Source organism: Pseudomonas sp. Pseusp49 (genome assembly GCF_059491875.1).
Map to the genome: position 1 here is coordinate 4,736,704 of NZ_CP168514.1, position 13,739 is coordinate 4,750,442.

11 protein-coding genes are annotated in these 13,739 nt (G+C 62.0%); 4 read left to right on the forward strand and 7 right to left on the reverse strand.

Annotated features, from left to right (window positions below):
* Positions 1 to 119: 119 nt before the first annotated feature.
* Positions 120 to 743 (reverse strand): glutathione S-transferase family protein, encoded by a 624-nt coding sequence (locus ACEN83_RS21145; protein WP_116581563.1) that lies wholly within the window; start codon positions 741 to 743, stop codon positions 120 to 122.
* A gap of 261 nt (positions 744 to 1,004) precedes the next feature.
* Between ACEN83_RS21145 and ACEN83_RS21150 the strand changes: the two genes are divergently transcribed.
* Positions 1,005 to 1,484 carry a hypothetical protein gene (locus ACEN83_RS21150; RefSeq protein ID WP_008021706.1) on the forward strand — a complete coding sequence of 160 codons (480 nt, stop codon included), beginning with the start codon at positions 1,005 to 1,007 and terminating at the stop codon, positions 1,482 to 1,484.
* A 366-nt stretch (positions 1,485 to 1,850) separates the two neighbouring features.
* Here the strand turns inward: ACEN83_RS21150 and ACEN83_RS21155 are convergent, their stop codons facing one another.
* The gene (locus ACEN83_RS21155) at positions 1,851 to 2,945 is read right to left on the reverse strand and encodes a DUF1615 domain-containing protein (RefSeq protein ID WP_495578318.1); all 1,095 of its coding nucleotides are present in this window, start codon (positions 2,943 to 2,945) and stop codon (positions 1,851 to 1,853) included.
* 282 nt (positions 2,946 to 3,227) lie between these two features.
* Here ACEN83_RS21155 and ACEN83_RS21160 point away from each other — a divergent pair, with 282 nt between their 5' ends.
* Both ACEN83_RS21160 and ACEN83_RS21165 read left to right on the forward strand, forming a co-directional pair.
* Positions 3,228 to 5,438, forward strand: a complete 2,211-nt coding sequence (locus ACEN83_RS21160; RefSeq protein ID WP_495578319.1) for a TonB-dependent receptor — start codon at positions 3,228 to 3,230, stop codon at positions 5,436 to 5,438.
* 299 nt (positions 5,439 to 5,737) lie between these two features.
* On the forward strand, positions 5,738 to 7,273 hold the full coding sequence (locus ACEN83_RS21165; RefSeq protein ID WP_495578320.1) for an FAD-dependent oxidoreductase: 1,536 nt from the start codon (positions 5,738 to 5,740) through the stop codon (positions 7,271 to 7,273).
* A 140-nt stretch (positions 7,274 to 7,413) separates the two neighbouring features.
* Here ACEN83_RS21165 and hemB read toward each other — a convergent pair whose 3' ends face one another.
* Both hemB and ACEN83_RS21175 read right to left on the reverse strand, forming a co-directional pair.
* Positions 7,414 to 8,388 (reverse strand): porphobilinogen synthase, encoded by a 975-nt coding sequence (hemB, locus tag ACEN83_RS21170; protein ID WP_008021700.1) that lies wholly within the window; start codon positions 8,386 to 8,388, stop codon positions 7,414 to 7,416.
* Between the two features lie 147 nt (positions 8,389 to 8,535).
* Positions 8,536 to 9,246, reverse strand: a complete 711-nt coding sequence (locus ACEN83_RS21175; RefSeq protein ID WP_495578321.1) for a glutathione S-transferase family protein — start codon at positions 9,244 to 9,246, stop codon at positions 8,536 to 8,538.
* Between the two features lie 369 nt (positions 9,247 to 9,615).
* Between ACEN83_RS21175 and ACEN83_RS21180 the strand changes: the two genes are divergently transcribed.
* On the forward strand, positions 9,616 to 10,287 hold the full coding sequence (locus tag ACEN83_RS21180) for a histidine phosphatase family protein (protein WP_495578322.1): 672 nt from the start codon (positions 9,616 to 9,618) through the stop codon (positions 10,285 to 10,287).
* Positions 10,288 to 10,425: 138 nt separating this feature from the next.
* Here ACEN83_RS21180 and mnmH read toward each other — a convergent pair whose 3' ends face one another.
* From mnmH to ACEN83_RS21195, 3 genes are all read right to left on the reverse strand, one after another.
* On the reverse strand, positions 10,426 to 11,529 hold the full coding sequence (mnmH, locus tag ACEN83_RS21185; RefSeq protein WP_495578323.1) for a tRNA 2-selenouridine(34) synthase MnmH: 1,104 nt from the start codon (positions 11,527 to 11,529) through the stop codon (positions 10,426 to 10,428).
* Positions 11,529 to 12,563 carry a selenide, water dikinase SelD gene (gene selD / locus ACEN83_RS21190; RefSeq protein WP_007979269.1) on the reverse strand — a complete coding sequence of 345 codons (1,035 nt, stop codon included), beginning with the start codon at positions 12,561 to 12,563 and terminating at the stop codon, positions 11,529 to 11,531. The genes mnmH and selD overlap by 1 nt, the downstream gene beginning before the upstream one ends.
* 203 nt (positions 12,564 to 12,766) lie before the next feature.
* Positions 12,767 to 13,723 carry a quinone oxidoreductase family protein gene (locus tag ACEN83_RS21195; RefSeq protein ID WP_495578324.1) on the reverse strand — a complete coding sequence of 319 codons (957 nt, stop codon included), beginning with the start codon at positions 13,721 to 13,723 and terminating at the stop codon, positions 12,767 to 12,769.
* Between the last annotated feature and the right edge of the window lie 16 nt (positions 13,724 to 13,739).

Here is a 13,739-nt window from a genome sequence, read left to right on the forward strand (position 1 = left end):
CACCGAAGATCCCCTGTGGGAGCGGGCTTGCTCGCGAAGGCGTCGTGTCAGTCAACATGAATGCTGTCTGACACGACGCCTTCGCGAGCAAGCCCGCTCCCACATTTGGTATTCGGTGTTCAGGCCGGCCAATGCCGGGCGAACACCGGTGCCAGAGCCGGATGGCGGTCGATGCGTTCCAGCCAGGCAAAAAACCCGGGCCGCGCAGTGCGCAAATGTTCCCGACTGCCCGCCCACCGCGAGATCACCGCCGTCAGCACATCCAGGGCCCCTGGTTTCTCGCTGCCCAGATACAGCTCGCCCGAAAACTGGTCGGCAAACACCTCCCAACTCCAGTGCAGGCGCCGGCGGGTTCCCTCCATGAGGTTCTGCCTGGACGACTCGTCCGCCCCGGCCAGCCAGCGCTCGGGGTAATCGATGATGCCGATGGCCGCATAGCAATTGCTGGCGATGTACGCCATGGCGCGAATGGCCTGGTCCCGCTCGGCCGGGTCCTGGGGCAACAACCTCGAAGCGGGAAAGCTCAGCCCGAGGTGAATCAGGATCGCCACGCTCTCGGTCAGGACAGCGCCATCAGGGAGTTGCAGGGTCGGAATCTGCTTGAGCGGATTGAGTTTTTCCAGCGCATGGGCCGCCTCTGCGGACGCCTCGACATCGATGAAGCGATAGGGAACATCACAGAGTTCAAGGGCGGCTTCGATGGCCGCGGCCCCGGAGTTCTGATGACCGTAGAGCTGGTACATGATCGTCTCCTTGCACACCGCGATCTCTGCAGTGCCTCATCATCCGTCCCGGCAGAGGAACGCGTCAGCTTTCCAGTGTAGAAGCCGCCACCTGCCACGCAGCGACCATCCGACGATCGCACCATCAAGCTCACAAGAGGTATGGCGCAGGTCCTATCACTGCCATCGATGTTCACCATCACCTCAATGAAGTTCTCTTAAAAAATCCGCGGCGTAACATCTGCTCCATACCCACCCATAAGCACCCCGGAGCACACCATCATGAAACGCCAGACCCTCCTCAGCATCGCATTCTCGGTTTTCGCAGTTAACGCTTTCGCCGCAACTTCTGCTCAACCTGTGGTCGCTGAAGGCGGCTCGGATCGTCTGATTGAAAGCCGTGTGGCTGAAGGTGGTTCGGATCGTCTGATCGAGAATCGTGTGGCCGAAGGTGGTTCGGATCGCCTGCTGGAAAAACGCGTTGCCGAAGGCGGTTCCGACAAACTGCTGCAGAACCGCGTCGCTGAAGGTGGTTCCGACAAACTGCTGCAGAACCGCGTCGCTGAAGGTGGTTCCGACAAACTGCTGCAGAACCGCGTCGCCGAAGGTGGCTCCGATAAGCTGCTGCAGAACCGCGTCGCCGAAGGTGGCTCCGATAAGCTGCTGCAGAACCGCGTCGCCGAAGGTGGCTCCGATAAGCTGCTGCAGAACCGCGTTGCTGAAGGTGGTTCGGATCGTCTGATCGAAAGCCGCGCAGTCTGAATGCAGGGCTTTACCGCAGGACTCGACGAAAACCCGGCCTCACCCGCCGGGTTTTTTATGCTTGGAGCTTTCACTGTTTTGGAGGTCGCTTCATTTCCAGCGTGGGCATGGCCCCTTGTAGGAGCTGGCTTGCCAGCGATGGGCGTGAACGATAACGCGTGCGAACTGAATGAACGCGGCGCGCTTGAGTCCATCGCCAGCAAGCTGGCTCCTACAGTTTCAGCCTGGGCAAGTTCCCTTGTAGGAGCTGGCTTGCCAGCGATGGTCGTTAACGATAACGCGGGTGAGCTGGATAACCGCGGCGCACTGGTGTCCATCGCCAGCAAGCTGGCTCCTACAGTTGCCCGGAGTTGTGTGAACGACCGATTACTTCCCTGCCCGCGCCATGCAGCGCTGGTAACGTTCATCGACCCGTTTGGCGAACCACGCGGTGGTCAGTTTGCGTGTGATTTTCGGGCTTTGCAGCACGATCCCCGGCAACACTTCACGGGGTAGCGGCCGGCCCTCGACCCGTTCGGCCAGTTCGAAAACCCGTCGATAGAGTTTGCTGTCTTCGAATGCCAGGGTATTGCCCTCTTCCAGTTGCTCGCGGATCGTCGGATTGCGCATGTCCAGCTGCTTGCCCAGGGTGCGCACGGCCAGTTCCGTGGTGCCGGGCATGATCGAACCGTAACGCACCAGGTCGCCATCCAGCGCCAACGGGATACCGGAAGCCCGGCTCACCGCGTTCTGAAACGCGGCGTTACGGCTGGCGTACCAACCCGCGTTGAAGTCCGCAAAGCGGTACAGCGGCTGTGGGTAGTTCGCCGGATACCCCAGCAGATGCGCGATGCCGAAATACATGCCGCCACGCCGGGTGAACACTTCATGGCGGATCGAGCCCTGCACCGGGTACGGGTAGCCCTTGGCCTGCTGCTCGGCAAAATCGATGCTGACCTGCATCGGTCCGCCGGTATGCACCGGGTTGAAGCCACCGAACAGGGTTTTACCCATCGGTACCATGCCGATGAAGTCGTCGAAAATGCCACTCAGCTCCTTTTCACTGCGCGCGGCATTCAGGCGGGCGCTGTAGCTCTTGCCGTTGGGCGAGTCGAGCTTCAACGCGCTGTTCACCAGCAGGCCGGGAATGTGTGCCTTGGCGGCGCGGCGGTCGATCTCGTCGCGGGCGATCCTGCCCAGGCCCGGTACGCTCGGATCGACCTGAAAGGTCGACTCCTGTTCGGTCACCGCCAGCACCGAGCACAGGTTTTGCGTGGTCGGCGAGATGTCTTGCGCGGTAAACGCCACCTGGATATCCGTGGCCCACCCCTGGGGGTCGGCGGCTTTGGCCGGCAGCAATCGCACAATCTCAGCCTTCACCTGGGCCGGACTACGCGCCGCCGGTTCCTGGGTCCGCTGGCTGCCGCAACCGGCCAGTATCAACAAAGCGGCGATGCTGAAGATCAATCGATTGGCTTGCATGTCGTTCCATCTAGTCCTTGGGTCCGGCTTAACCATACGAGCAATGGCAGGGCAGCGGCTATGACCCTTGTCCACCACGTGCCTTTATTAGTCACTGAAACGGCCCTGAAGCTCCGCTATCCGAAATCTGCATTTGCAGAAAATGCCTGTGTGCCTTGCAGAAAACGCATTGCACAACGTTACTGAGAATAACTACCATTTGCATCAGGAGTCGCATTTGCGCATGGAGTTCCCGCGCCGCCCCTTTTTTTCAATCGGCCGCGCGCCGCCCAGGAACCCATCATGACCACTCCAGCACGACTGCGCGTACCTTTTCGCCCGACGCTACTGGCCCTGTTTTGCTCCTTGTCCCTGACGGCCCATGCCGCAACGCCCGAAACAACCGAGGCCCAGGGAACACCGCTGGTACTGGGCGACGTCAATGTCAACGCCCAGGCCCCGGCACCGTCCGACCTGCCCCCGGTTTACGCCGGTGGTCAGGTCGCACGCGGCGCTCAACTGGGTATCCTGGGCAACCAGGACATCATGGATGTTCCGTTCACCATGACGTCCTACACCGAAGCGTTGATCCGCGACCAGCAGGCCGAAACCGTCGGCGACGTGCTGCTCAACGATGCCTCGGTGCGTCAGGCTTCCGGTTTTTCCAACCAGGCCCAGACCTTCATGATTCGCGGCCTGCCCCTGAACGGCGATGATATTTCATTCAACGGCCTGTACGGCATCCTGCCGCGGCAGATCATTTCCACCGATGCCCTGGAGCGCGTGGAAGTGTTCAAGGGGCCGAACGCCTTCATCAACGGTGTCACCCCGACCGGTTCCGGCATCGGTGGCGGCGTCAACCTGCAACCCAAGCGCGCCAGTGACGTGCCGCTGCGACGGTTCACCACGGACATCAGCGACGACGGGCGCATCGGCGAACACCTGGACATCGGTCAGCGCTTTGGCGAGGACAACCGCTTCGGTGCCCGCCTGAACCTGTCCCAACGTGAAGGCGACACCGCCATCGACGACGAGAACCAGCGCTCCAAACTGTTCGCCCTGGGCCTCGACTACCGCGGCGATGCGCTACGCCTGTCCGGCGATTTCGTCTATTCGAAGGAACGCATCAACGGCGGCCGCAGCTCGGTCAACCTTGGCGACACCACGCACATCCCGGATGCGCCCTCCGCCGACACCAACTACGCGCAGAAGTGGGGCTTCAGCGAGATCGAGGACACCTTCGGCATGCTGCGCGCCGAATACGACCTGAACGACAGCTGGACCGCCTATGCCGCCGGCGGCGCCAAGCACACCCGCGAAGTCGGCAATTACGACTCCACTACCCTGGTGGGCAACGATGGCAGCTCGGTGACCAGCGGTTCGTTCATTCCCCACGAAGAAGACAACACCAGTGCCATGGCCGGCCTCAATGGCCGTTTCGCCACGGGTCCGGTGACCCATAAACTGAACTTCGGCCTGGCCGGGATCTGGACCCAACAGCGCAACGCCTTCGATTTCGATCTGACCCAATACCCGAACAACATCTACCATCCGATTGACGTTCCAGCACCAGCGGGCGGCTTCTCCGGCGGTGACCTGGGCGATCCGGGCATCACCGGCAAAACCTTCATGCGCAGCGCCGCCGTGTCCGACACCCTGGGCTTTATCGATGATCGCCTGCTGGTCACCCTGGGCGTACGCCGTCAACAGCTGGTCGTTCAAGGCTACGACTACGACACGCAAAACCGCACGTCCAACTACGACAAGTCGATCACGACGCCGGTGTACGGCATCGTGTTCAAGCCGTGGGACCACGTGTCGTTCTACGCCAACCGCATCGAGGGCCTGGCCCAGGGGCCGACGGCTCCGACGACCTCAGGCTCCAGGGTCGTGGTCAACGGCAATGAAGTGTTTGCACCGTCGCGCTCCAAACAGGTTGAAGCCGGGGTCAAAGTCGACATGGGCACCTATGGTGCGACCCTCGGTGTGTACCGCATCGAACAACCGGCTGACGGCTACACCCAAGTCATCGACGACACCACCGCCGTGTTCGTTCATGACGGTGAACAGATCAACAAAGGCGTGGAACTCAATGTCTTCGGCGAACCCATCGACGGCCTGCGCCTGCTCAGCGGCGTGACCGTGATGGACACCGAACTGAAGAACACCCAGGACGGCCTCAACGATGGCAACCGGGCCATCGGCGTGCCGAGCTTCCAGTTCAATGCCAGTCTCGATTGGGATGTACCGGGCCTGCCGGGCGCAGCCCTGAACGGACGCATGTTGCGCACCGGCGGCCAATACGCCGACGCGGCGAACAACCTCAGCCTGCCGGCCTGGAACCGCTTCGATGCCGGCGCCCGCTACGCGTTCAAGGTCCAGGAGAAAGACGTGACCGTACGCCTGGGCGTGGAAAACGTCGCCAACAAGAGCTACTGGGAATCGGCCCAGGGGGGTTACCTGACCCAGGGCGAACCGCGTACCGCGAAGTTGTCGGGCACCATCGACTTCTGATTGAGGGCAGCCCAGCCCTGTACCTGTAGGAGCGAGCCTGCTCGCGATGGACGTTAACGATAACGCGTACTTTCAGGATTAACGCGGCGCTCTTTCGTTCATCGCGAGCAGGCTCGCTCCTACAGGGGGCCGAGTGCCTGTGCCTGTACCTGTGGGAGCGAGCTTGCTCGCGATGGACGTTAACGATAACGCGTACTCTCAGGATTAACGCGGCGCTCTTTCGTTCATCGCGAGCAGGCTCGCTCCTACAGGGGGCCGGGTCGTCCATACTTGTTCTACCCAGCGAGGAGGACAGGTTCATGCACAGAAGCGATGTGTTGATCATCGGCGCCGGCCCGACCGGGCTGGTCCTGGCGTTGTGGCTGAGCAAACTGGGCGTGCGCGTGCGGATTGTCGACAAGGCCTCGGCCCCTGGCACCACGTCCCGGGCACTGGCTGTCCAGGCGCGGACGCTGGAACTGTATCGACAACTCGGGCTGGCCGACGCGGTTGTGCAATACGGCCATCGGGTGGCGGCCGCCAACTTCTGGGTCAAGGGTGAACCCGTGGCGCACCTGCCACTGACCCAGGTCGGCGAGGGACTGACACCCTACGCCTTCCTGGAAATTTTCCCGCAGGACGAACACGAACGACTGCTGATCGAGCGCCTGCAAGCCTTCGGCATCTCGGTGGAACGCAACACCGAACTGGCCAGCTTCGAGCAAACCGCCGACGGCATCACCGCCACGCTGAATCTACCCGACGGCCAGCAGGAAATCTGTCAGGCCTGTTTCCTCGCCGGGTGCGACGGCGCCCGGTCGATTGTGCGCAAGACCCTGGATACCGGGTTTCCCGGCGGTACTTACCAGCAGATTTTCTACGTCGCCGACGTACAGGGCAGCGGCCCGACATTCAACGGTGAACTGCACGTGGACCTCGACGAGGCGGACTTCCTTGCCGTGTTCCCGCTGGCAGGCAGTGGCCGCGCGCGCTTGATCGGCACCGTACGCGACGAGCGCGCCGACCACGCCGAGACCCTGTGCTTCGAAGACGTCAGCAGCCGGGCCATCGAGCACATGAAGGTGCAGATCGAGCAACTGAACTGGTTCTCGACCTACCGCGTGCATCACCGGGTGGCGGATCATTTTCGCGATGGCCGGGCGTTTCTGCTCGGTGATGCGGCCCACGTGCACAGCCCGGCGGGCGGCCAGGGCATGAACACCGGGATAGGCGATGCCATCAACCTGGCCTGGAAACTGGCGGCCGTGCTGAGCGGCGCTGCCGAGGCCAGGCTGCTCGACACCTATGAAACCGAGCGCATCGCCTTTGCGCGCAAACTGGTGGCGACCACTGATCGGGTCTTCACCTTCGTTACCGCCGACGGGCCGATGGCCGATTTGCTGCGTACGCGCCTGGCGCCGTTCCTGATCCCGAAAATCACCTCGTTCGAAACCTCCCGCCAGTTCCTGTTTCGCACGGTGTCGCAGATCACCCTGAATTATCGGGGCATGCCATTGAGCACAGGCGTTGCCGGGCACGTGCATGGCGGTGATCGCCTGCCCTGGGCCCACGACGGTGAGGGGGACAACTTTGAGTCACTCAAATGCATGACCTGGCAGGTGCATGTCTATGGCGACACCAGCGACGAAATGATCGCCTGGTGCCACGAGCACCATCTGCCGTTGCATGTGTTCGACTGGCGACCGGCGTTCGAAGCGGCGGGCCTGGGGCGCAACGGCTTTTATCTGTTGCGGCCCGATACCTATGTAGCGATTGCCGAGACGTGCGCGGACCCGAAAGTGATCGAACGGTATTTCCGTGATCACGGGATCCGCTCGTTTTTTGGCACGCCCTGATTCAACACAGATCAAAATGTGGGAGCGGCGGTGCGGCGATCCGACTTGCTCGCGAATGCAGTGTGTCAGTCAATACATCTGTCACTGACACTCCGCATTCGCGAGCAAGCCCGCTCCCACAGGGGGGAAAGTGTCGGGTTTCAGATCCCGGCCAATGCCAGATCCATCGCAAAGTAGGTAAAAATCAGGTCTGCCCCGGCGCGCTTGATCGCCCCCAGGCTCTCGCGCACCACGCGGTCTTCATCGATGGCCCCGGCCTGGGCGGCAAACTTGATCATCGCGTATTCACCGCTCACCTGATACGCCGACAGCGGCAGGCGCGAGGCTTCGCGGATGTCGCGGATGATGTCCAGGTAGGCACCGGCCGGCTTGACCATCAGCGCATCGGCGCCTTCCTGTTCGTCGAGCAAGGACTCGCGCACCGCTTCGCGGCGGTTCATCGGGTTCATCTGGTAGCTTTTGCGGTCGCCCTTGAGCGCACTGCCGCCCGCCTCGCGGAACGGACCATAGAGCGCCGAGGCGAACTTGGTCGAATAAGCCATGATCGCCGTCTGGGTAAACCCGGCGTCATCGAGGGCCCGGCGGATCGCCTGGACCTGCCCGTCCATGGCCGCCGACGGGGCGATCACGTCGGCACCGGCTCGGGCCGCCGCGACGGCTTGCCGGCCGAGGTTGATCAGGGTCTGGTCGTTGTCGACTTCATGGTTGTGCAGCACGCCGCAATGGCCGTGGTCGGTGTATTCGCAAAAACAGGTGTCGGACATCACGATCATTTCCGGCACCGCGTCCTTGGCGATGCGCGACATGCGCGAGACCAGGCCGTCGTCACGCCAGGTGTCGCTGCCGCTGCTGTCCAGATGATGGGACACGCCGAAGGTCATCACCGACTTGATCCCGGCGCGGGCGTAGCGCTCGATCTCACCGGCCAGCTTCGACTCGGGAATGCGCATCACCCCGGGCATGCTTTTGATCGGTACGAAGTCGTCGATTTCTTCTTCGACGAAAATCGGCAGCACCAGGTCATTCAGGCTGAACTCGGTCTCCTGGAACAGGCTGCGCAGGCTCGCATTGCGGCGCAGACGGCGTGGGCGTGCTTCGGGGAACTGGCTGGACATGGGGATTCCTGAATATCAGAGGACAGAATGTGGGAGCGGGCTTGCTCGCGAAGGCGGAGTGTCAGACGGCATTGATATTGACTGACCCACCGCTTTCGCGAGCAAGTCGGACCGCCGCACCGCCGCTCCCACAGGTTATGCGGTGTATCAGCTGGCGACGGGGTTTGGAATCTGCAGCCCGCGCACCACCGCCGGCCGCGCCAGGAAGCGCTCCAGCACCCGTGTGACGTTCGGGAAATTCTGAATGCCCACCAGGTCGCCGGCCTCATAGAAACCGATCAGGTTGCGCACCCACGGGAAGGTGGCGATGTCGGCGATGGTGTAGCGCTCGCCCATGATCCAGTCGCGCCCTTCGAGCCGGCCGTCGAGCACCTTGAGCAGGCGTTTGCTCTCTTCGACATAGCGATCACGGGGACGCTTGTCTTCGTAGTCCTTGCCGGCGAATTTGTTGAAGAAGCCGAGCTGGCCGAACATCGGGCCAATGCCGCCCATCTGGAACATCAGCCATTGAATCGTTTCGTAGCGCGCGGCCGATTCCTGGGCCAGCAGTTGCCCACTCTTGTCGGCCAGGTAGATCAGGATCGCTCCCGACTCGAACAGCGCCAGCGGCTTGTCGTCCGGACCGTGAGGGTCGAGGATCGCCGGGATTTTGTTGTTGGGGTTCAACGACAGGAATTCCGGGGACATCTGGTCATTGGTGTCGAAACCTACCCGGTGAGGCTCATACGGCAGGCCGATCTCTTCGAGCATGATCGAAACCTTGACGCCGTTGGGGGTCGGCAAGGAGTACAGCTGAATCCACTCCGGGTATTGGGCAGGCCATTTGCTGGTGATGGGGAATGCGGACAAATCGGTCATGGGCAGGATCCACGAAGACAGTGAGAGTGACGATCATAATGGAGATATCGGCTCAGCGATCCCCTGGAGCCATCAATCTCGCTGATAGAGGAGATCAAGAGAGATCACGACGGTTTCACCACCATCTGATATAGCCTGTCCATAAATCCGCAACATCCTGTCGATAACCTTCACTGCAATCCGCTAAAGGTTACCGGTACATTGCTGCGCTCTTGGCCGGAATCGAACCAAACGGGTTCAGGGGACTCTGAGCACCACCCCCTTTGAAAACGGACCGGCTTCAACGACATGGAACACACCCGACGCTGGAAAGTCGTGGTGTAAAGGTTTGTCAGCCTTAACCGAATTGCGCTGAAGAACCTTTTATTCATGAATCTGTTCAACTTTACCAAACGCTTTAAACATCGCGCCTACGTGCTGTTGCCCGTCTTGCTGGCGGTCAGCGCGGTGTTCCTGTTGCTGGAATCCAGCCTGAGTCGTGCCCAACCGATGGACGGCACCCAGACGCTGGTGTTCCTGCGCCACGGCGAAAAACCCGACGGTGGCCTCGGCCAGCTCAATTGCCAGGGGCTGAACCGCGCCATCGACCTGGCCACGTTGCTGCCGGAAAAGTTCGGCAAGGCCAACTACGTGTTTGCGGCGAACCCGACCCGTAACGTCGAGGAAGGCGAGTTCGACAATTCCTACAGCTACATCCGCCCCCTGATGACCATCAGCCCCAGCGCCATCAAGCTGGGCCTGCCGGTGAACATCAATTTCTCCGCCAATGACACCAGTGACCTGGCCGATGAACTGCTTCACGACAAGTATCACAACTCGGTCATCTACACCGCCTGGTCGCACGGCTACCTGCCGGAGCTGATCAACAAGGTGGCCGGCGACGCCACCGGCAAGAAAACGACCATCACCGAAGACTGGGAGTCCAGCGACTACGACTCGCTGTATGTGCTCACCCTGACCTGGCACAACGGCAAGGCCAGTCTGCAGAGCCATGTGTACAAGCAAGGTCTGGATAATGGTGCTGAAACCTGCCCGACCTGAGGTTGTGCATTGCTTGATCGGGCCTCTTCGCGAGCAAGCCCGCTCCCACATTTAATCAGCGACAGTCACAAAATTTGTGTTCGCTGGAGATCGAATGTGGGAGCGGGCTTGCTCGCGAAGGGGCCGGCAAAAACACCCTCAACCTATCTGACTGCCCCGCTCACGCAAATACTCGAGAACCGCCCCCCGCTCCCCGGCAAACTCGATCCGCGCACCTTTCTTCTCCCGCTGGAACGCGTACATCGGATCGTAATACTCGCTCAGCAACCCTTCGATCCAGCCCCGGTGCAGATCCACCGCGCCACTGCGGGCCTGCTCCGCCAACGCCTCTTCCATCAAAACCAGCATGCGCCGATGACGTTCGCCGCCCAGGCGTTTCTGCACATTGTTCAGGCTCTCCAGCAACCGCTCGGAAAACAGGGCGAAGCCGTCATCGCCATGCACGTCGATGAATTCGGCGCACAGATCCACCACGTAATCGCGCAGGATCCGCTCGACCCGACCCTCCAGGCTGTCTTCCAGCCAGACCATCGGGAACTGCTGCATGCCTTGGTACAGCGGCAACGGCAATGCGCAACTGCCCACCGCACGGCTTTCGTCTTCCAATACGAACTGCTCGATACCCCGGGCGCGTTTTTTCAGCACATCCACGGCCAGGCGGTTTTCGAAGTCGATATTCGAGGGCTGGCCGGTGGCGCGCTTGCCGAAACTGGAGCCGCGGTGGTTGGCATGGCCTTCAAGGTCCACGCTGTTGCCCAGTTGCGTGAGCACCTCGGTTTTGCCGGTACCGGTCATCCCGCCCAGCAGGACGAAATCGCACTGGGCAACCGCTTGATCGAGGGTGTCCAGCAGGAAGGTACGCATGGCCTTGTAGCCACCGCCCACCCGTGGATAGTCGATGCCGGCCTCGTCCTTGAGCCATTGCTGGACAATCTGCGAGCGCAGGCCGCCGCGGAAGCAATACAGCAGACCGTCGGGGTGCGCCCGGGCAAAGTCGGCCCAGGCCTGGATGCGTTCGGCCTTGACCGCGCCCGATACCAGTTGATGCCCGAGCACGATGGCCGCCTGCTGGCCGTGCTGCTTGTAGCACGTGCCGACCCGCTGGCGTTCATGGTCATTCATCAACGGCAGGTTGATCACACCGGGAAACGAACCCTTGTTGAATTCGACCGGCGCGCGCGCGTCCATCATGGGCCGGTCGTTGAGGAAGATGTCGCGGTAATCGGTGCAGTCGACGAACATCAAAACACCTCGACCGCGTTGCTCTGTCGCTCGACCAGTTCACCGATCGGTTCCAGGCTCAGGCCCAGTTCGGCGGCCACGGCAAGGAACTGCTCGTTGCCTTGCGGCGTTACGGCGATCAGCAGGCCGCCGCTGGTCTGCGGGTCGCAGAGCACACGTTTGTGCAGCTCCTGAAGGCGTCCGAGCTTGCTGGCGTAGCTGTCGAAATTGCGCAGCGTACCGCCCGGTACGCAACCCTGTTCGAGGTAATACTCCACACCCGGCAGACGCGGAACCCGGTCATATTCAATGCGCGCCGTGAGCTGGCTGCCGTCGGCCATTTCCACCAGGTGCCCGAGCAGGCCGAAACCGGTGACGTCGGTCATCGCGGTCACGCCATCGAGCTTGCCGAAGCGGCTGCCGGGTTTGTTCAGGGTGCACATCCAGTCCCGGGCCAGGCCGATGTCGGCATGGCGCAACTTGCCCTTTTTCTCGGCCGTCGTAAGGATGCCGATGCCCAGGGGCTTGGTGAGATAGAGCAGGCAACCGGCGGTGGCGGTGTCGTTGCGCTTCATGTGGCGCTTTTCCACCAGGCCGGTGACGGCCAGGCCAAAGATCGGCTCGGGTGCGTCGATGGAGTGTCCGCCCGCCAGCGGGATGCCCGCGGCGTCGCACACCGAACGCCCACCGCGGATCACTTCCCGGGCGATTTCCGGCGCCAGCACGTTCACCGGCCAGCCCAGGATCGCAATCGCCATCAAGGGATCGCCACCCATGGCGTAGATGTCGCTGATGGCATTGGTGGCGGCAATTCGGCCGAAATCGAAGGGATCGTCGACGATCGGCATGAAAAAGTCGGTGGTCGAGACCACACCGCGTTCTTCATCGATGGCATACACCGCCGCGTCGTCACGCGAGGCGTTGCCGACCCAGAGTTTCGGGTCGAGATTCTGCGCCCCGCTGCCGGCCAGGATCACTTCCAGCACCTGGGGGGAAATTTTGCAACCGCATCCGGCGCCGTGACTGTATTGGGTCAGGCGAATCGGCTCGCTCATAGGGTCACCTCTTGGAGTCTAGGTAACCAATCCTACAGCAATCGCGCCTTTTTCTTTGCAGGAGATGCGCTGGTGGAAACCGGCCCCCTGTGGGAGCGGGCTTGCTCCGGGCGGCGTTCCGACGAAGGCGTCGTATCAGTCGCCAAACATGTTGGCTGACACACCGCCTTCGCGAGCAAGCCCGCTCCCACAAGGGGGTTGGGTTATGGCAGCAGGATCACCTTGTCGCCGCTGCCCTGATTCACCTCGGCATAACGCGCCAGCCCTTCGGCCAATGGCGACTCGAACAAGCCCTGCGGCAACGGCAACAGGTCCTGATCGAAGAACTTGCCGAACTGGTCGAGCATCGCTGCACACGCTTGCACCCCGTACAGCAACGAATTGATCCCCACGACCGAGCCACCCTTGCGATACAACGCCAGGGCCGGCAGTTGCACGTGACCGTCCACGGGCGCGGCGATGATCGCAATGCGGCCGAACGCGGCCAGGGCCGGCACCGAGGCCGGCAACCAGAATCCGGTGGTGTCGAAAATCACCTCGGCACCGCCGGCATAGACCGCGTTGACCTGGGCTGCGAGGTCCTCGGGTTTATCCAGTTGCAGGGTTTGATAGCCCTGGTCCTGCAAGTCCTTGACCTGCTCCGGACGCCGCGCGGCCGCCAGTACCCGGGCTCCGCGCACCTTGGCCAAGGCCAGCGCGGCACTGCCGACCGCCCCGCCACCGATGACCAGCACACGGGTTTGGGCCGTCACCAGGCTGCGCTCCAGCGCATCCCACGCCGTGGTGTACGGCACACCGAGGCTGGCAGCCTGGGCGAAGCTCAGGTGCGTGGGTTTGAGCGCCACGCCATTGGCCGGCAGCTTGACGAACTGGGCATGGGAACCGTCGGCGAAAAAACCCAGTTCGCGGCCCGTGCCCCAGACTTCCTGCCCCATCAGCGCCTGCGGGCCGGCCACCACCACCCCGGCAAAATCCCGACCGGGAATCCGCGGCAAGGTGGTGTAGGGAAAACGTCCCAGCACGTTCTTCACATCGCTGGGGTTGAGGCCTGCGGCCTTGATCTCGACCAGCACTTCATCGGCGCCGGGAACAGGCGTAGGCACCTCCACGTAGCGCAGGGCCGAGAGATCACCGGTTTTATCGAATTGCAGAGCTTTCATGGGCGTATCCATCGAG

Coding starts and splice junctions, on each gene's coding strand:
- ACEN83_RS21150 (WP_008021706.1), top strand. CDS start 1,005: ATGAAACGCCAGACCCTCCTCAGCATCGCATTCTCGGTTTTCGCAGTT.
- ACEN83_RS21155 (WP_495578318.1), bottom strand. CDS start 2,945: ATGCAAGCCAATCGATTGATCTTCAGCATCGCCGCTTTGTTGATACTG.
- hemB (WP_008021700.1), bottom strand. CDS start 8,388: ATGTCCAGCCAGTTCCCCGAAGCACGCCCACGCCGTCTGCGCCGCAAT.
- selD (WP_007979269.1), bottom strand. CDS start 12,563: ATGAGCGAGCCGATTCGCCTGACCCAATACAGTCACGGCGCCGGATGC.
- ACEN83_RS21145 (WP_116581563.1), bottom strand. CDS start 743: ATGTACCAGCTCTACGGTCATCAGAACTCCGGGGCCGCGGCCATCGAA.
- ACEN83_RS21195 (WP_495578324.1), bottom strand. CDS start 13,723: ATGAAAGCTCTGCAATTCGATAAAACCGGTGATCTCTCGGCCCTGCGC.
- ACEN83_RS21160 (WP_495578319.1), top strand. CDS start 3,228: ATGACCACTCCAGCACGACTGCGCGTACCTTTTCGCCCGACGCTACTG.
- mnmH (WP_495578323.1), bottom strand. CDS start 11,529: ATGTTCGTCGACTGCACCGATTACCGCGACATCTTCCTCAACGACCGG.
- ACEN83_RS21175 (WP_495578321.1), bottom strand. CDS start 9,246: ATGACCGATTTGTCCGCATTCCCCATCACCAGCAAATGGCCTGCCCAA.
- ACEN83_RS21180 (WP_495578322.1), top strand. CDS start 9,616: ATGAATCTGTTCAACTTTACCAAACGCTTTAAACATCGCGCCTACGTG.
- ACEN83_RS21165 (WP_495578320.1), top strand. CDS start 5,738: ATGCACAGAAGCGATGTGTTGATCATCGGCGCCGGCCCGACCGGGCTG.